14 protein-coding genes and 1 pseudogene are annotated in these 17,444 nt (G+C 72.1%); 11 read left to right on the top strand and 4 right to left on the bottom strand.

Features of this window, described 5'->3' with window-relative positions:
- Positions 1–11: 11 nt before the first annotated feature.
- Complete coding sequence (locus ACZ69M_RS45935) at positions 12–695, bottom strand: ABC transporter ATP-binding protein (protein WP_470059687.1); 684 nt, start codon at positions 693–695, stop codon at positions 12–14.
- 17 nt (positions 696–712) lie between these two features.
- Positions 713–1,084 carry a DUF4333 domain-containing protein gene (locus ACZ69M_RS45930; protein ID WP_470059686.1) on the bottom strand — a complete coding sequence of 124 codons (372 nt, stop codon included), beginning with the start codon at positions 1,082–1,084 and terminating at the stop codon, positions 713–715.
- A 151-nt stretch (positions 1,085–1,235) separates the two neighbouring features.
- Between ACZ69M_RS45930 and ACZ69M_RS45925 the strand changes: the two genes are divergently transcribed.
- Together ACZ69M_RS45925 and ACZ69M_RS45920 are read left to right on the top strand one after the other, a co-directional pair.
- Entirely contained in the window at positions 1,236–2,417 is a 1,182-nt protein-coding gene (locus ACZ69M_RS45925) for a sensor histidine kinase (protein WP_470059685.1), read from the top strand.
- A 502-nt stretch (positions 2,418–2,919) separates the two neighbouring features.
- Positions 2,920–4,464 carry an alpha/beta hydrolase gene (locus ACZ69M_RS45920; protein ID WP_470059684.1) on the top strand — a complete coding sequence of 515 codons (1,545 nt, stop codon included), beginning with the start codon at positions 2,920–2,922 and terminating at the stop codon, positions 4,462–4,464.
- 38 nt (positions 4,465–4,502) lie between these two features.
- Here ACZ69M_RS45920 and ACZ69M_RS45915 read toward each other — a convergent pair.
- A pseudogene (locus tag ACZ69M_RS45915) lies at positions 4,503–5,396 on the bottom strand (MFS transporter); the annotation flags it as partial.
- Between the two features lie 174 nt (positions 5,397–5,570).
- Here ACZ69M_RS45915 and ACZ69M_RS45910 point away from each other — a divergent pair.
- From ACZ69M_RS45910 to ACZ69M_RS45895, 4 genes are all read left to right on the top strand, one after another.
- Positions 5,571–6,917 (top strand): AAA family ATPase, encoded by a 1,347-nt coding sequence (locus ACZ69M_RS45910; RefSeq protein WP_470059683.1) that lies wholly within the window; start codon positions 5,571–5,573, stop codon positions 6,915–6,917.
- 103 nt (positions 6,918–7,020) lie between these two features.
- Entirely contained in the window at positions 7,021–8,661 is a 1,641-nt protein-coding gene (locus ACZ69M_RS45905) for a Mu transposase C-terminal domain-containing protein (protein WP_470059750.1), read from the top strand.
- Complete coding sequence (locus ACZ69M_RS45900) at positions 8,658–9,401, top strand: AAA family ATPase (protein ID WP_470059682.1); 744 nt, start codon at positions 8,658–8,660, stop codon at positions 9,399–9,401. The genes ACZ69M_RS45905 and ACZ69M_RS45900 overlap by 4 nt, the downstream gene beginning before the upstream one ends.
- 17 nt (positions 9,402–9,418) lie before the next feature.
- Entirely contained in the window at positions 9,419–10,510 is a 1,092-nt protein-coding gene (locus tag ACZ69M_RS45895; protein WP_470059681.1) for a hypothetical protein, read from the top strand.
- Positions 10,511–10,530: 20 nt separating this feature from the next.
- Here ACZ69M_RS45895 and tpg read toward each other — a convergent pair whose 3' ends face one another.
- Positions 10,531–11,085 carry a telomere-protecting terminal protein Tpg gene (gene tpg, locus ACZ69M_RS45890; RefSeq protein ID WP_470059680.1) on the bottom strand — a complete coding sequence of 185 codons (555 nt, stop codon included), beginning with the start codon at positions 11,083–11,085 and terminating at the stop codon, positions 10,531–10,533.
- Positions 11,086–12,136: 1,051 nt separating this feature from the next.
- Between tpg and ACZ69M_RS45885 the strand changes: the two genes are divergently transcribed.
- The 5 genes from ACZ69M_RS45885 to ACZ69M_RS45865 all read left to right on the top strand — a co-directional run bounded on the left by ACZ69M_RS45885 (position 12,137) and on the right by ACZ69M_RS45865 (position 17,442).
- On the top strand, positions 12,137–13,492 hold the full coding sequence (locus ACZ69M_RS45885) for an AAA family ATPase (RefSeq protein WP_470059679.1): 1,356 nt from the start codon (positions 12,137–12,139) through the stop codon (positions 13,490–13,492).
- Positions 13,493–13,574: 82 nt separating this feature from the next.
- Positions 13,575–15,410 carry a transposase gene (locus tag ACZ69M_RS45880; RefSeq protein ID WP_470059678.1) on the top strand — a complete coding sequence of 612 codons (1,836 nt, stop codon included), beginning with the start codon at positions 13,575–13,577 and terminating at the stop codon, positions 15,408–15,410.
- A complete protein-coding gene (locus ACZ69M_RS45875) occupies positions 15,407–16,159 on the top strand; it encodes an AAA family ATPase (protein ID WP_470059677.1) in 753 nt (250 codons plus the stop codon). Before ACZ69M_RS45880 ends, ACZ69M_RS45875 begins: the two co-directional genes overlap by 4 nt.
- A gap of 85 nt (positions 16,160–16,244) precedes the next feature.
- On the top strand, positions 16,245–16,874 hold the full coding sequence (locus ACZ69M_RS45870; RefSeq protein WP_470059676.1) for a hypothetical protein: 630 nt from the start codon (positions 16,245–16,247) through the stop codon (positions 16,872–16,874).
- Positions 16,875–17,058: 184 nt separating this feature from the next.
- The gene (locus ACZ69M_RS45865; protein ID WP_470059674.1) at positions 17,059–17,442 is read left to right on the top strand and encodes a hypothetical protein; all 384 of its coding nucleotides are present in this window, start codon (positions 17,059–17,061) and stop codon (positions 17,440–17,442) included.
- Positions 17,443–17,444 lie beyond the last annotated feature (2 nt).

The following is a 17,444-nucleotide window of genomic DNA, read 5'->3' as shown; positions in this document are numbered from 1 at the left end:
CTCCTGCTGGCTCAGGCGACGGTGAACTGGCTGTGGCCGCCGATGCGGCCGTCGCGGACCTGGAGGACGCGGTCGCAGTGGGCGGCGACGTCGGCGTCGTGGGTGACCATCACCAGGGCGGCACCCGTTTCCCGGGTCGCGAAGGTCAGCAGCTGGACCACCTCCGTGCTGGTGCGCTGGTCCAGGGCGCCGGTGGGTTCGTCGGCGAAGACCACGTCCGGCTCGACGGCCAGGGCGCGGGCGATGGCGACGCGCTGGGCCTGACCGCCGGAGAGCTGACCGGGCCGACGGCGCTCCAGGCCGTCCAGGCCGAGCGGCGCGAACCAGCGGTGGGCGCGGGCGACGGCCTCACCGCGCGGTATGCCCTCCAGCATCAGCGGCAGGGCCACGTTCTCCTCGGCGGGCAGCTCCGGCAGCAACTGGCCGAACTGGAACACGAACCCGAACCGCTTGCGGCGCAGTGCGCTGAGCCGGTTCTCACCGAGCTTGTCGATGCGCTCGCCGCGCAGCAGCACCTGCCCGTCGTCGGGGCGGATGATCCCCGCCAGGATATGCAGCAACGTCGACTTGCCGGAGCCCGACGGGCCCATGATCGCCAGCGAGTCACGCTCGCCCACCTCGACGTCCACGCCGGCCAGGGCGCTGGTGGAGCCGTACTTCTTCACGAGGCCGTGCCCGGCCAGAACCGTGCTCATGGTGTCGTGTCTCCTTCTCAGCGCTCGAACTTCCAGGTGACGCTCTTGGCGCCGACCTTGGTCACCTGCACGGGGATCTGGACGGTCCCACCGTCGCTCTTCTTGCCGGTGCAGGTGAGGGTGGCTCCGGCCACGGCCTTCAGACCGGTCGGGCAGGTGACGTCGGAGACCTTGTCGCCGACCCAGGGCAGCGGGTGGTACTTGCTCTCGGTGCGGCCCGCGACGACGTTCGCGGCGAGCGCCCGCTGGCCGTCCACCGTCACGGTGGTGTAGTCGTCCAGCCCGGTGGTCGACTCGGTGCCGGCGAGCAGATACGTGCCCAGGCCACCCAGGGCGACCACGGCGGTCACGCCGCCAACGGCGCCGACGAGGAACTTGCTGCGCTGCATCGCGTACTCCTGATGTCCGTGGTGAGGATGCGGCACCACACTCGCCCGCCGGCCCGGGCCCTCGCCTCAGCTGAACGGCCAGAGTCGCGGGCCCGGCCCATCGGCCGTTCGGCCGATCCCGCCGCCGGGCTTCTGGCCTACGGTGATCGGCATGAAATCCGTCTCTGCCCGGGGCTGCGGCCACGGCCTCGCCGTCGGTGTCCTGGTCGCCGCGTGCGTCGTCGACGTTCTCTACGCGGGCTCCGACGGGACGAGTGTGCTGCCGACGGCGAGCCCCGTCTGGCAGACGCTGGCCGTGGTGCTCGTCGGGCTGGCCGCCGTACTGTGGCCGGCCGGGCGGCAGCCTGAGTGGCTCACCCCGCAGGTGCGCACCGCCGTGCCCGCGCTCGCCTCGGCCCTCCTCACAGCCACGTCGCTGGCGGTGCGAGGGCCGGTCGTGTTCGGCCCGGGGGAGATCACGATCCTGCTGAGCCTGCTCTTCATCGCGGTACGGCACTGCCCGCCGCGCTGGGCCGTGTGGTGCGGCGTCCTCGACGCGGGCGCGCTGCTCATCCTGCCGGTCCGCGGCGACGTGTCGCCGAGCAGCGACGCGATGGGCCTGGAGGTGATCGGGCTGCTGCTGGTCGGCCTCGTCGCCGGGCTCGCGGGCTATCTGCGCTCGATGGACTACCGCCGCACCGTCGCCGTCAGCGACACCCGCCGCAGCGAACGCCTGGCCATCGCCGCCGACCTGCACGACTTCGTCGCCCACCACGTGACCGGCATCCTCGTGCAGACACAGGTGGCCCGCATGATGGCCACCACCCAACCCCAGGAGTTGGACCCCGTCCTGGCCGGCATCGAACGCGCCGCGACCGAGGCCCTCGCCTCGATGCGCCGCACCGTCGGCGTGCTGCGGGACACGGGTCCCGAAGCGGCCGACCGCCGCCCGGTCGGCGACCTCGCGGGCATCGCCGAACTGGTCGAGGGCTTCGCGACCCCGGGCCAGCAGGTCGTCCTGCGCCGGGACCCCGCCCTGTCCGACGGCCTCCCGCACGAGGTGCAGGCCGCCGCCTTCCGCGTCGTCCAGGAAGCGCTGACCAACATCCGCCGGCACGCGGCCGACGCCACGCGCATCGAGGTCCGCCTGCGCGACGACACCGGCCGCCTCGCGGTGACGGTGGCGGACGACGGACGCGGCGGCACCCACCTCCCGGCGGCCGCCCACGGCGGCGGCTTCGGCCTCATCGGCCTCAAGGAACGGGTGACCGCGCTGGGCGGCGAACTGAACGCCGGGTCGCGGGACGGCGGGGGTTGGGAAGTGCGGGCGGTATTGCCGGCGCGGAAATCCTGAAGAGAACCGCTTCCCTTCGCACGGCTGTGTGTCCTCCAGCAGCCCGCGCGGGCTGCTGGAGGACGGGACCGGATCATCAGAAGAGGCCGTGAACCGCCGACGGCACCGGCTCCGGCTGCGGTGCCGACGAGCCGACGGCTCCCACGGGTACCTGTCCGCGGTTGGCGGCCCGCTGCTCGCGACCCGCGGGTCGGTCCATGGCGTTCTCAAGGGCGGCACGGCGACGAGCCAAGGCGCCGGCCGGCGGCGACATGGCTCGCGGGCCTTCGGTACGACCGCCGTTGACATCCGGTACGCGCCGCTTCGAAGCCACCGCCGCGGGCGTGGCGCGGTGGCCGGGCGTCGGCGGTCGGCGGGCACGAGGTCGGCCGTTCGGCCGAGGACGGCGCCGGGTCTCTGGCCGTTCGGCCGAGGCATCACCGGCCCGGGTGATCAGAGAGTGGCGCAGGGCGCCGTCGCACCCCCGCTCCCCAGCGGTCCGTAGCCGAGAAGGACGTTTCCCATGACCCGTACCACCCGCGTCGCCGCACTGGCCGCCGCCGGTGTGCTCGCCGCCCTCGCCCTGCCCATCGCCCAGGGAGCAACCATGCCCACCGCCAAGTCCGCCGCGGACCACCCCTCCCGCCTCGACCGGTACTACGGCCAGCATCCGGCGTGGCACAGGTGCAACTCCCAGGACCCCGCCTCCTACGAGTGCGCCACCATCAGCGTCCCCGTCGACTACGCGCACCCCGAAGGCCGGACCCTGCGCCTGCGGATCTCACGCATCCGCACCAGCACCCCCGGCAAACGCCACGGGGTCCTGCTGTCCAACCCGGGTGGCCCCGGCAGCACGGGGCTGGGAGACCCCGTGCAACTGAAGGAGACCCTGACGCAGGGCGTCCTCCAGCGCTACGACCTGATCGGCTTCGACCCGCGCGGCCTGGGCGCCGGCAGCCCACTGCGCTGCGGTCTGACGCAGGACGAGGCGGACTCCACGGAGCCCTACCGCCCCTACCGCGACGCCACCTTCGGCAAGGACACCGCACGTGCCCGTGACCTCGCCGCCAAGTGCACCACCCGCAACGGGAACCGGCTGCTGCCGTACATCAACACCCGCAACACCGCCCGGGACATGGACGTCATCCGAGGCGTGCTGGGCGAGAAGAAGCTCTCCTACCTCGGCTGGTCCTACGGTACGTATCTCGGCGCCGTCTACACCCAGCTCTTCGCCCGGCACAGCGACCGCATCGTCCTCGACAGCGCAGTGGACCCGAACCGGTTCGGCAGGGGCACCGTCCTGGACATGGCCGCCGGGGCGGAGGCCGCGTTCGCGGACTGGAGCCGGCTGATCGCCCGCCGCCACCGCACCTACCACCTCGGCGACACGCCCGCGAAGGTCCGCGCCGCCTTTAGGCAGCTCGTCGCGCGCGCCGACCGCACGCCGCTGCTGTACCAGGGCGACGACCTGGAGCACCAGGGTGACGCCCTCACCGGCGCCGACATCCGCTCCTGGCTCCGGTGGCCCTTCGGCGCCGAGCCCTACCAGGCGGCGCGCGAGATCGTCGCCCTTCGCAGGTCCCGCCCCGCCGACGCCACCACGCGCCCGGACACCGGTGCCGCGGACCCGACGGACGACAACAGCGCCGGCCTCAACTGGGCCATCACCTGCGCCGACGGCACCGCGTCCTGGCCCCGCGACCCGGCCCGCTACCAGCGTGACGCCCGCCGCGAGAGTGCCCGCCACCCCCTCTACGGAGACTTCGCCGCCAACATCACCCCGTGCGCCTTCTGGCCCCGCGGCGCGGAACCGGCCACCCGCATCGACAACACGGTCGGCGCCCTCGTCGTACACAACCAGTGGGACCCCCAGACCCCGCTGCCCAGCGGCCGTGCCATGCGCCGCGCCCTGCACGGCTCCCGCATGGTCTACGTCCGCGGCGGCCGCGGCCACGCCGTGTACGCCCTTCCCGGCGCCCCCGCCTGCGTCACTCGCACCGTCGACGCCTACCTCACGGGCGGACAGCTGCCGAAGACCGACATCACCTGCGACTCCTCAGCCCGGTGAGCGCAGTGCGCACTCGCACGACGGGCGCTGTGGCCCACTCACCGGCTCCTCGCGGTGACCGCGATCGCCGGGAGAACGGCGAGGGCCAGGATGCCGCCGGTGAGGGCGAGGACGGGGAAGCCGGCGGCAGCCATGACGAGTCCGGAGGTGAGGCCGCCGGTGGCGCCGGCGACGGCGATGGAAACGTCGACCATGCCCTGGGACATGGTGCGGGTGGCCAGTGGCACGGCGTCGGTGATCATCGTGGTGCCGGAGACCAGGCCGAGGTTCCAGCCCAGCCCAAGGAGGGCGAGCGCCAAAGCCAGCAGGGCAACGGAGTCGGCGGGCGCCGCGGCGCCGGTGATTCCGGCGGCGAGGAGGGTGAGACCGGAGGCGGCGGCGACGAAGGTCGGACCGATGGGGGTCCCCCCGCGCGAGCGAAGCCGAGCGTGGGGGAGGTCGACGAGCCAGCCGGTCAGCGGTGAGGGCAGATACATGGCGCCGACGTGGATGGCGATGACGAGGCCGGAGGCGGCGGTGCCGTGGCCGTGATCGTGCATGTGCACGGGGGTCATCGTCATGATCGCGACCATGACGAGCTGGGTGAGAATCATCGTCAGCGCGCCCGGTATCAGCCCCGGCCCGCGAGCCTTCGCCGCGGCGGCCTTCGTCGGCTGCTGGAGTTCGAGGCTGCGGGCGAGCAGCAGGGAGTCGGGACGCAGCCAGACGGCCAGCACGAGCGCGGCCAGCGCGTAGGCCACGTCGGCAAGCAGGAACGGCCCGGCCAGGACGGGGATGCCGAGGGTGTTGGCGAGGTGGCCGGTGGGTGCGGCGAGGTTGGGGCCCACGACCCCGCCGAGGGTGGTGGCGACCAGGACGGTGGAGACGGCGCGGGCGCGGTGGGCGGGGGCGGCCAGGTCGGCTCCGGCGTAGCGGGCCTGGAGGTTGGTTGCGATGTGCCGGTTTGGTGTCAGTGGGTGGGTGTCAGTGACGGGGTGTCAGATGTCGGTGTTTGTGCTGGTGGGGTGTTGAGGTCGGGGCGGGGTTGCTGACGTGGGGTGGTGTCTGTTGCTGATGCCACTGTCGTGGGGCGGTACACCCCATCTCGTGTCGCTGTCACGGGAACGGTGCTTCTGATCTTTTTGCGGGGCGGGCGGGTTCACGGTGGTCTTCTGTCGGGCGTGTGGCCGGGGGAGGACCGGGTGGGGGAGCGGGAGCTTGAGGGCTTGGTCTCGGTGTCGCGGCCGGTGTTGGTGGGGCGGTTGCTTCAGCTGGATGTGGCTGGTGGTGTGACGCCGGCGCATGTGCGGGCGGGGGCGCAGTTGGCGGGGGTGCATCCGCGGACGGTGTGGCGGTGGGTGGAGGCGGCGCGTAGTGAGGGCCGTGTGGAGCGTCGCAGGCGTGCCCGGTTCGAGTTGTCGGACGAGGCGTGGGAGGTACTGGCGCAGGCGGGCGGCAATGTGTCTGTGCTCTACCGGCATTTGGAGGAGTGCGGGGACGGGGATGCGGGGGTGTCGCTGGCTTCGGTGTACCGGGCGGTTCAGCGTGAGCTGGCTGCGGGGCGGGTGTTGCCGGACCGTGCCGTGGTACGCCGGGCGCGGGCTGAGCGGGAGACCCGGCAGGCTCTGTCGGACCTCGCTGTCGCGGGTGTGGGCACCGGTACGCCGTCTGCTTGTGCCGCGGGTGGTCCGGCCTCGCTGCTGACGTCTGCAGGGCGGGGAACCGCGCCGGCGGGGGACGTACCGGGCGTGGTGGTGCCGGTGGGGGCTCAGGCGGTGCGTACGGCGTCGGTGCGTGCGGTGGCCGAGGCGGTGGGGCAGGCGATGGCGGCCGGGGGCGCGGCGTGTGTGTTCGGGGATGCGGGGCGGGGCAAGACGGTGGCGCTGCGGATGGCGTTGTCGGATCCGCCGGTGGGCTGGGGCGTGTCGTGGGTGCGGGTGCCGGTGCGTCCGTCGGTGTCGGAACTGCGGCGGGCCGTGTTCGAGGCTCTGGTGTTGCCGGGCCGGTTTCCGCACCGTTCGGCCGAGGCCGATGAGCGGATCGTCGGCGCCCTGGACCAGGCCCGGGTACTGGTGGTGGATGAGGTACAACGGTTGCCGGTGCCGTGTCTGGAGTATCTGCAGTCGTTGTGGGACCACCCGCAGGCCCGGATGGCGCTGGTGCTGTGCGGGGCGGGCAGCGAGCGCGCGGTGGCGCGCGTGCCGCAGCTGGCGTCGCGGGTCTGCGCGTGGCAGGAGGTAGGGCGTCTCGCCGGGAGCGAGGTGGCTGCGACGGTGTCTGCCTTTCATCCGCTGTGGGCCGGCGTCGCTGGCGGGGAGGTGGCGTGGATCGACCAGTCCTGCACGCACGGTGTCTTCCGTACCTGGGCTGCCTTGACGACGCATCTGCAGAACGCGCTGCTTACCGTGCCGGATGCGACGGCGGACCGGGCGCTGCTGCGTCGTCTGTTCCGGCGTCTGAGCCCTCCGGCCTGAGCGAATGTGCGGACAGGAGGGGGAGATGGAAGACGGTGGTGCGGCTGGCGCCGCGCGGGGCGGGCTTCCGGAGGCGTCGCGTACCGCGCTGCGCGGTGTGGCGGTGCGCCGGCTGCTCGCTCTGCGGGTGCGGGGCGAGCTGACGACCGGCCATGTCCGGGTGGCGGCGGATGCGCTGGGGGTGTCGGAGCGCACCGTGTGGCGGTGGCTGGCTGAAGCCAGCCGCGACGAACGGGCAGCTGACGAGCCCGGGGCACGGGCCCAGACCGGCACGAGGTTCACGATCACACCGGAGGTCCGCGCGCTGCTGGCGTTGTGGAAGGGCAATGTCGCCGCGGTGCAGCGTGAGCTCGCTGTCCGCGCGGCCGGGCGCCCAGTAGCTGATGCCGGTACACAGGCCGGGCCGCCGCCGGATGTGCCGTCGCTGACGACGCTGCACCGGGCGATCCGCCGTGATCTGACGCCGGGGGAGCGGGCGGGGCTTGCGGGAGGGGAACGGGCGGCGCGCAAGCACGATGTGTTCCTGGCAAGGCCGCGGGGCTGGCGTAATCAGGTGTGGGAGACCGACCACGTCCAAGCGGCGGTGCTGGTCGACGTCGAGGGCAAGGCCCGCAGGCCGTGGATCACCTGGTTCACCGACTGCGCGACGAACGCGATCACCGGTGTCGCGGTCACGCCGGGGGATCCGTCGCGGGAGTCGGTGCTGGCCGCGCTGCGTTCCGCGGTCCTGCGTGAGGACCCCTACGGCCCGATCGGCGGCCTGCCCGAGAAAGTACGGGTCGACCGCGGCAAGGACTTCCTGTCCCGGACGGTGACCGCAGCGTTTGATCTCCTGGACGTGACGGTGGAGGACCTGCCCGCCTACACCCCTCACCTCAAGGGCACTGTGGAGGGCCTGAACCGTGCGGTGGAGAGTATGTTCCTGACCGCGCTGCCCGGCTATGCCCGCCAGCCGCGCCCCGGCAAACGGGCTTCCCGCCCGAAGGACGAAGTGCTGCTCGGCTTCGAGGACTTCACCACCCGGCTGCTGGCCTGGACGCTCTGGTGGAACACCGAGCACCGCCCGGCGCCGTTGCGGGGAAAGACTCCGCTTCAGGCGTGGCAGGACGATCCCACCCCGCTGCGGGACGTGCCCGCAACAGATCTGTGGACGTTAACCCTGGAGGACGCCGGCACCCGCTCGCTGACCACCCGCGGCATCCGCTTCAGGAAACGCGACTACGTGGGGCCGTGGATGACCGGCCAGACCGGGATCCAGGTCCGCATCCGCTTCATGCCCCACCACGACCACCGCATCGAGGTCTACCACGCGGCCACTGGCCGCTACCTGGGTCCCGCGGACCTGGCCGACCAGGCCACCGAGGAACAGGTCAGCGCCGTACGGAAAGCACGGGCCGCCCGCTCGCGCCGTCTCAAGAAGGACCTGGAGGCTTCCCAGCGCGAGCGCTACGCCGCCGCCATCCAGCCCGAGGCACCTCAGCGGCTCGGCGCGCTGACCACCGCGCAGGCCGAGGCCGAACTCGCCCAGACTGCCGACACCGACCTCGCGCAGCTCGCGATGCCGGACCTCATCCCGCCCGCCGCGCCCCCGGCCGACTGGCGCACCCCTGCTTCCCTGGCCGCGCTGACCACGCCAGGCCCGCGCGTCCTGCACCCGCCCGGCCGTGATGGCGCTTCCGCCCCGGACGGCCGCGACGGGCGGGCCGCACCTCCCACCACCGACGAAGACGGAGACGCCTCGTGACCGCGGCCACCTACCAGTACGTCGACCTGCCCGATGCGTCCGTGGTCACCACCCGCGCCCTGCTCACCGCCCGGGAGAACATCGCCGACACGGTCGCCGCCCGCGCCATGATGTGCATCCACGGCGGCGCCGGCTTCGGCAAGACCCTCGCCGTCAACACCTGCCTGCGCGCACTCGAGCCCGGCGAGGACGTCCGCAAGATCACCTTCCGGGCCCGGCCCACCGCCCGCGCGGTGCGCTACGAACTGTTCACCGCGCTCGACCTGGCCGGCGAACCGCCGCGCCACCCCAGCGAGTTCGACCGCCTGCTGAAAACCGCCCTGGCCGAACGCCCCCGCACTTTCCTGGTGGACGAGGCTCAATGGCTCAACGGGGAGGCGTTCGAGTACTTCCGCTACCTGTGGGACGAACCCTCAACCCAGCTCGCGATCATCTTCGTCGGCGGGGAGGGCTGCCACACCGTGCTGCGCCGCGAACCGATGCTGTCCTCCCGCATCTTCATCTGGCAGCACTTCACCCGTCTCACCCCCGGCGAGGTCCTGGAGGCCATTCCCCTGTTCCACCCGGTGTGGGCCGATGCCGATCCCGACGACATCGCTTTCGCCGACCAGCACGCCGCACACGGCAATTTCCGCGCCTGGGCCCAGTTGACCGCCCACACCCGCACCGCCCTGACCCGCACCGGCCGCTCCCGTGTCGATCAGGAGCTGCTGCGCTGGGCCTTCAGCCGACTCGCCTGACCACCACGCCGCCTGCCGTGTCGCCGACACCCGTTGCCGTGGTCATCGACCCGGGCGACGACGCGATCCACACGCACACCGCCCTGGCCGCCCACCACTTGCCGTCCGGGCGGATCACCCTGCACCCCGGCCCGGGCACCACCAGCGAGACCGGCCTCGCCCACGACCTTCTCGCCGCCCTGGGCAAACCGCCCCTGCTCCCGGGGCGTTTCCCCGCCGGCCGTCAGCCCGCCTGGGAAGTCGCCACCGCCTGGATCACTGCCCTGCCCGTCACCCGGCTGACCGTCCTGCGCGCCCACCGCCTCACCGCCCGCCGCACGACGCGCCTCCTGCAGTTGCGCGCCCTCACCGGCATCCGCCTGACGCTGGTCTGCCACCGCCCCCATCTGCCCGCCGCCCTGCACCAGGCGCTGCAGACGGCCGACTACGCCGTCACCACAGACTTCCAGGCAGCCCGCCGCCACTACTACGGCGCGACTGCTCCCGTACCCCCGCCTGCAGATGAGCCCGCCCGGTCGGCAGACCGGTGGCTCACCCTGCCCGTGCTGGACCGCCTCGTCTCCTACGACAGCCCCATCCCCTGTACCGCCCCGTGCACACCGCCGCCGATCACCTTCCGGCACCGCCCGCCACCCGCACCCCTCACCGAGCAGACAACCCGGGAAGTCGCCCGGCGCCTCTCCACCGTGACCGCACACCCCCGCCTGGCCGCCGCCCTCGCCGCCGCGCTCTTCACCGGCGCCTCCTTCCAGCAGCTCGCCACCGCCCGCCCCGGCGACTACGACGACGCCGCGGCCACCCTGGCCCTGCACGACCGCACCCGCTACACCGACGGCTGCGCCACTCACCGCGTGCCGCCGTGGGCACGCCTCTTCCTGAAGGCCGCCGTCTGCTTCGCCCGACTCGCGCCCGGCCAGGACCAGCATCTGCTGGCCGGCCCCCATGACCGCACCCACCTGCTGCGCGTGGCGGAGGCAGCCCGGCTCCGCCCGCCCCAGCCGCCCGCCGCCCCGCGCACCGGCCGTACCCAGTGGGACTGGCGCGAACGCAAGGAAGCACAGGGCTACGACGCGATGCTGACACGGCACCAGACCCCGCCCTCGTCTTGAGCCCGAACCCTGGTGCACCGTCAGCCGATGGAGAACTCGGCGAACTCCACGTCGGTGAAGGCGATCCCCAGACCGTGAGCACGCAGGCCTCCGTCCCGGAAGTAGGCATGCCCCAGAGCACGGGCGAGGATCACCATCTGCTGCTGCTCACCCCCGCCGGCCTCCCGGGCGGCGAACAGCTCGCGGGCCACTTCTCCCGACAGGTACTGGGTGATCAGCCGTACCCGCGGATCGTCCGACGATCCTGCCGGAGCAGCGAATCCGAACCGCGCCCTGGTGTGGAAGACAAACCCGTCGGACTCGGCGCGGGCCCGCAGACGGGCACGGACCAGGGGCTGCCACCGTGCCCTGACGGCCTCATCGATCAGCCCCGCATGCACAGCACTGGGACGCCGGCGCATTCCCGGCCGGGTGGTGACCCACCTCTGTACCGTGCGCCGGGAGATCCCCAGGAGGACAGCCACGTTCTTCGTGGAGCCCTTCTCCGCCCTGAGCAGGAAACGCACAGCGGCATCCCTCGTAGGCACGGGACGGGTCAGCAAGGCCCGCTCGAGCCCTTTGACGATCTTACCCATGCCCGCCCCCGAGCGCTTCTCCACCGCGATGGCTGGTGCACGGCGGCCGTCTGTTCTCCCAGATCTCTCACACCAAGCCGCTCTTCCCGGCCAGTTCAGGCATAGCCAGGACATCAGCTGCACCCCTCGGCTAAAGAAGCCAGCAGTAACCCAAGCCCGAGAACGCCCTTCCCGAAGCAACTGTGAGTGGGCGCGTTGGTGGCTTTGGGTGGGTGTCAGCAGGATGGGATGCTCGGTGCCCTGGTCATGGGGATGGTTGCGGCCCGGTCTGCTGTCATGAGGTGACCAAGTGGCTGCTTTTTTCCGGCCGGTGTGGGGTAGGTCGGCTGTCGTGGGGGTGGCTGTTCCTATGGTTTGAAGGACAATCGCAGTGACGCTCGCGAGACTTGGACTCGGCAGTGGGCCGGCGAGGGAGCTCCGATGAGGACGCCTGACGGGCTGGATGAGTTTCGTTGGCGGTGGATGCTTCTTCGCCGTCCGAGGACAGAGTGGTTCTTCCTGCTGCACGCCGCGACGGGGCCTGCTGGGTTCCAGGATATTCGTGTCTACGGGCGTGACGGGATATCGGATGCGCGGCTCGTGTGGAAGGTCTGTCATCAGTGCGAGCGGGGTGTCATTTCGAAAATCTCGCTCTCCCCGGAAGTGCAGCGGCAAGGTCTCGGTACACGCCTTGTGGACAGGGCACTTCTGGACGGTCCCGGGTATCGCTGGACGACCAGTAGCCAGTCCCCGGATGGGCTGGCGTTCTTCCGGGCGATGGCGTCACGCACCGGCGCCGAGTTCGCGGCAGGTGCCCGAACGTGCGAGCACATCCAGGAGAGTCGGCCCGGACGCCATAAGCCGGTACTGGACCGACGTCTCCATCGGGCACGTCGCTGACTGCCGGAGTCCCGGGTTCTGGCAGTAGTTCACGGGGCCGGGTCGTGGAACTGGTTGCTGTCATGGGGTGACCGGGTGGCTGTCACGGTGCGGCTAGCAGATCGCGGTCCGGCTGTGTTGGGTTTGCCGGTCTTCGTGTGGAGGGGGTGGCCGGGGCGGTGGGGTTGGCCTTGTGACGGGTTCGGGAACCTCGGTGGGGGAGTCGGTGCCGGGTCCGGCTGTTCTGGCGGTGGCCGGGCGGGTGGAGCGGGCGGTGGTGGTACGGCGGCTGCTGGCAGTGGACCGGGGTGAGGGCGGTCTGTCGTCGTTGCATGTGCGGATCGCGGCGGGTTTGGCGGGGGTGACGGAGCGGACGGTGTGGCGGTGGCTGGCCGAGGGACGTGAGGGGCGGGTGGAGGCGCGGCCGCGGCAGGGCGGGTTCACGGTGGGCGATGCCTTGTGGGAGGTGCTCACCCAGGTGGGCGGGAATGTCGCCGAGCTGCGCCGCAGGATGGTCCGGGCGCAGGACGAGGGAGTGCTGGAACACTGGGGAGCGGAGTGTGTGCCGTCCTTGGCGACGCTGCACCGCGTAATCAAGGACGAGTTGCGGGCGGGCCGGGTGCTTCAGGCCGCCTGCGCGGCGTCGGGCCGGGTGGAGCCGAGCCGGTACGACCGGGCACTGGCCGAACTCGGTTTCGTAGATGGTGCGAACGGTCCGGCGGTGGTGGACGGCCCGGATGCCGAGATGTCCGGTACGGGCGGTGAACAGCGGCCCGGCGCGGTGAAGACCGCTTCGCGTACCCGGGTGTCGGGTGGGGTGCGCCTGTACGCGCCGGGCGCGCGGCTGTTGTCGACACGGCAGGTGGCCGCCGTGGTGGAGGCGGTGGGGCACACGGTCGCGGCGCGGGGGATCGGCTGTGTGCACGGGGACACGGGGCTGGGGAAGACGGTCGCGGTCGAGCAGGCTCTGCATCTGCTGCCCGGCCGGGTGCCGGTATGGCGGGCGGTGGTGGGAGTAAGGCCGGGGCTGCCGCAGGTGCGGGCCGCGTTGTGCGAGGCACTGGGGCTGCCGTCGGGGGCCCTGACCCACCGGGCCAGACCGGCCGACCAGGCGCTGGCGGAGGCGCTGGCCGAGCCGGGCGTGCTGTTCCTCGACGACGCGCAGCGTCTGTCGCCGCCGGCGCTGGACTACCTGCGGCAGCTGTGGGACTCGCCGGGCTGTGCGGCTGCCCTGGTCTTGTGCGGGGCGGGCAGCGAGCGGGCGCTCGCCCGGGCAGCGGCGATGCGTTCCCGGGTCCTGACCTGGCACCAGGTCAGCCGCCTCGACACGGAGGATGTGTCGCGGACGCTGGGTCTGTTCCACCCGGTGTGGGAGGACGCTGATCCGGCCGACCTGGGGCGGGCGGATCAGCAGACCGCCCGCGGCAACTTCCGTACCTGGGCGAAGATCACCTCGCATGTCTGTGCCGCCCGAGGCCGCGACTCCGGTGCGGGCGTGGGGCGGGATGCGATCGACCAGGCCTGCGCCCGGCTCGGCCCGTACTCATGACGGCCCCTCTCACGTGCCCCGGGCACATTGGTGCCGACGGCACAGAACCTCACCCCGTTCGGCGAGGAGGAGAAACGGCGCGATGACGGACAACGCACTGCAGGACACCAACGGCGGCCGCGGCGTTGACGCTGGAGGACAGTGGCTGCCACCGCCGGGGGATCCGGCCGGCGTGCTCGGGAAGCAGTCGCTGGTTGCGCTGCGGGCGCCTGCGGTACGCCGCCTGCTGACGCTGCGGTCCAGGGGCGGGCTTTCGCGGCAGCACGTGCGGCTGGCGGGGGAGTGCCTGGGGGCATCGGAGCGCACGGTGTGGCGGTGGCTGGCCGAGGCATCCCAGAGCCCGGCGGCAGCTGCGCACCCCGGAGCCCGCCACACGAGCAGGTTCGAGATCACCGCGGAGATCCGGGTGCTGCTGGCGTACTGGCACGGCAACGCCTCCGCAGTCCACCGCCAGCTCATGGAACGCGCCGCAGCCGAGGCCAGGGGCCCACGAGCGCAAACGTCCAGCGCTGCCGTATCCGTCCCGCCGGATCTGATCGCTGTTCCGGGCGGGGCAGCCCTGTCCCAGGTGCCGCTGCTGGATCCGGTCCCGTCCCTGTCGACGTTCCTGCGCGCGCTGCGCCGTGATCTGACGGCGGGGGAGCGCGCCGGTCTCGCCATCGGACCGGAGGCAGCACGCGCCCATGACACGTTCGGCAAGCGGCCACCGTCATGGCGCAACCACGCCTGGGAGACCGACCACGTCCAGGCCCCACTGCTGGTCGACGCCGACGGCGACCTCGTGCGCCCGTGGATCACCTGGTTCATCGACACCGCCACCAAGGTCATCACCGGTACCGCTGTCACCCCGGGCCATCCCTCCCGTGCGTCGGTACTGGCCGCCTTGCGCACGGCCGTGGTGCGGGAGGAGCCCTACGGCCCGGCCGGGGGAGTGCCGGAGCAGGTGAGGGTGGACCGGGGCAAGGACTTCTTGTCGGTCGCCGTCATCACCGCGCTCGGCGCGATGGGCGTGACGGTCAAGGATCTGCCCGCCTACAGCCCGCACCTGAAAGGAACGGTGGAGAACCTCAACAGGGCTGCGGACCGGATGCTGTTCGTCGCCCTGCCCGGCTACACCGCCGGGCCCACCGGGCCCCGCCGGGCCCGCCGGGGGCACGCGGCCGGTTCCCAGGAGCCGGCATCTCCTCTGTCGTTCCAGGACTTCACCGCGGAGGTCCTGGCGTGGACGAACTGGTGGAACACAGCGCACCGCCCGAAATCCCTGTCGGGCCGTACGCCGCTGGAGGCATGGCAGGCCGATCCGACCCCTGTCACCGACATTCCTGCCGCCGACCTGTGGGCCTTCACCCTCGAGGACGATGGCCGGCTCCGGAAGCTGACCAGCCACGGCGTGAGCTGGCGCGGCCGCGACTACATCGCCGCGTGGATGACCGGCCAGGCCGGCCGTCATGTCCGCGTGCGTTACATGCCGCACCACGACCACGAGATAGAGGTCTGCGACGCCAACGGCCGCCACCTCGGCCCGGCGCACCTCGCGGACGCGGCCACTCCCGAGCAACTGCAGGCGCTGCGCGAGGCACGCGCGGAGCGCGCCCGGCGCCTGCGCGCCGAGGTGAAGGCCGCTGAACGCCTGCGCCGCGAGCGATTCGCCCCCGCCACCAGCGCGGAGCCCGCCCAGCGGCTGGGAGCTGTCACAGCCGCCCAGGCCGAGCGTGAACTCGCCGCCGCCGACTGCACCGACGTCGCCCGGCTGGCACTCCCCGATCTCATTCCGCCCGCCCCGCTGCCGGCGCACTGGCGCACCCCGGCCGCCCTTGCAGTCGGTACAGCGCTGCCCCCGCCCGCCTCCGCACCCGTCGACCCGTCGGCGGACGTTCCACCAGAGCCCGGCTCCCGACCCGCTGGAGACACCCTGTGACCGCGGCCTCCTACCAGTACGTCGACCTGCCGGACGCGTCCGTGGTCACCACCCGCGCCCTGCTCACCGCGCGGGAGAACATCACCGACACGGTCGCGGCCCGCGCGATGATGTGTATCCACGGAGGGGCCGGCTTTGGCAAGACCCTGGCCGTCAACATGTGCCTGCACGAACTCGAACCCGGCGAGGATGTCCGCCGGCTCGCTTTCCGTGCCCGGCCCACCGCCCGCGCGGTGCGCTACGAACTGTTCACCGCGCTCGGTCTGCCCGGTCAGCCGCCGCGCCACCCCAGTGAGTTCGACCGGCTGCTGAAGACGGCCCTGGCCGAGCACCCCCGCACCTTCCTCGTGGACGAGGCCCAGTGGCTCAACGGGGAGGCGTTCGAGTACTTCCGCTACCTGTGGGACGACCCCGCAACCCGGCTCGCGATCATCTTCGTCGGCGGCGAGGGCTGCCACACGGTGCTGCGCCGCGAGCCGATGCTGGCGTCGCGGATCTTCATCTGGCAGCACTTCACCCGCCTCACCCCCGGCGAGGTCAGGGAGACGATCCCGCTGTTCCACCCGGTGTGGGCCGACACCGACCCCGATGACATCGCCTTCGCCGACCGGCATGCCGCCCACGGCAACTTCCGTGACTGGGCCCGCCTCACCGCCCACGTGCGCCTGGCGCGTGCCCGTACGGGCCGGCCGCGGGTGGACCGGGAGGTCCTGCGGTGGGCGTTCGGCCGGCTGGGCGGCTCAGCCTGATGCCCGGCCGCACGAGGCCCGCGACTCACCGCCCGTACCAGGGGAGTAGCGGTGGAAGGCAGGGGGACGGACTGCGGTGGGACTGATGGACCCGATCAACTCGTTGGGTGAGATTGCCGTGGACGTGCTGGCGTGCGGCCCGGCCGCCTCTCCGCGTTGTCCGCCCCGCAAGGCGCTGCGCACGGCGGGGCGTTCGCCCTTCACCGTGGTCGTGGACCGCGAAGACGATGTGCGTTTTACCCGCACGGTGCTGGCCGCCCATCATCCGGCGGCGGGACGGGTTGCCGTCCACCCCACCGTCAGCGGGGGCGACCGGCTGCTGTGGCACGACGTCCTGCACGCGGTGGCCGACGGCCAGCCTCTGCGAGCCCCGTCCTGCGCAACCCGCGGCAGCGCATCCGCGCAGGAATGCTCAGCGCGCGCCGCCCTGAAGGCCGCGGCCGTACGTCAGCTGACCGTTCTGCGGGCGCACCGCATCGGATGGGGCGTATGGGCGGACCTGGTGGCCCTGCACCGCACCACGAGCACGGACGTGACCGCCGTGCACCATGCTGAACTCCCCTCAGACCTGGTACATCTGCTGCGCCACTGCGACCACCGCATCCTCACTGCCTACGACGCTGTGCAGGCGCTGCACCCGCCTGCGGGGACGGGGACATCGGGGCAGCCCGGGGCGGGGGAACGGCACTGGTGTCCTCCTGCTCCGGATTGGTGACCGCTGCGGGGCCGCAGCACAGTCTTCGTATCGTGCCCGGCACCGGCCCGTGGGACTCAGCCGCCGTGGCTGCAGGGGCAGTAGAAGCGGATCAGTCCACGCAGAGCTGGCACGCTCGGCTCCCGCCTGGATCAACTGAACAATAAATCGTTGTTTCATTGCCTGCGTGCGGTACGGTGAGGGTATGCCACGCGATTCCCGTCAGCAGGCCCGTGACCGCCTGTCCGCACTGGCCCCCGCTCCCGGGGACGACACCACGGCCGCGCGCCGTGTCGAGCAGGATGCATCGCTCGTGGGGCGCCTGCTGGCGGCCGTCGGCGAACAGGGTAACGACGGGCAGCAGTCAGGCGTGATCCCGGACGATGTGGGCGCCGCTCTGGGCCTGTTCGAAGACATGCGCGAGGAACTGGACCGGCTGGAGACCCAGGTGGTCATCGAGGCGCGGCGCCGCGGCATGGACTGGCGGCAGATCGCCGCCCATCAGGGCCTGAACTCATCCCAGGCAGCCTCCCAGCGCTACCAGCGGCTGATGACGCGGCTCGAAGAGATCCGCCAGGGCGTCCGGTAGCA

Source organism: Streptomyces sp. NPDC107454, assembly GCF_055582885.1.
This window is presented reverse-complemented; position numbering and strand designations above follow the sequence as displayed.

What these genes read in the sequence shown, in the direction of transcription:
- ACZ69M_RS45920 (WP_470059684.1), top strand. Translation starts at nt 2,920, where the DNA reads ATGACCCGTACCACCCGCGTCGCCGCACTGGCCGCCGCCGGTGTGCTC.
- ACZ69M_RS45930 (WP_470059686.1), bottom strand. Translation starts at nt 1,084, where the DNA reads ATGCAGCGCAGCAAGTTCCTCGTCGGCGCCGTTGGCGGCGTGACCGCC.
- ACZ69M_RS45870 (WP_470059676.1), top strand. Translation starts at nt 16,245, where the DNA reads ATGGACCCGATCAACTCGTTGGGTGAGATTGCCGTGGACGTGCTGGCG.
- ACZ69M_RS45880 (WP_470059678.1), top strand. Translation starts at nt 13,575, where the DNA reads ATGACGGACAACGCACTGCAGGACACCAACGGCGGCCGCGGCGTTGAC.
- ACZ69M_RS45925 (WP_470059685.1), top strand. Translation starts at nt 1,236, where the DNA reads ATGAAATCCGTCTCTGCCCGGGGCTGCGGCCACGGCCTCGCCGTCGGT.
- ACZ69M_RS45935 (WP_470059687.1), bottom strand. Translation starts at nt 695, where the DNA reads ATGAGCACGGTTCTGGCCGGGCACGGCCTCGTGAAGAAGTACGGCTCC.
- ACZ69M_RS45865 (WP_470059674.1), top strand. Translation starts at nt 17,059, where the DNA reads ATGCCACGCGATTCCCGTCAGCAGGCCCGTGACCGCCTGTCCGCACTG.
- tpg (WP_470059680.1), bottom strand. Translation starts at nt 11,085, where the DNA reads ATGGGTAAGATCGTCAAAGGGCTCGAGCGGGCCTTGCTGACCCGTCCC.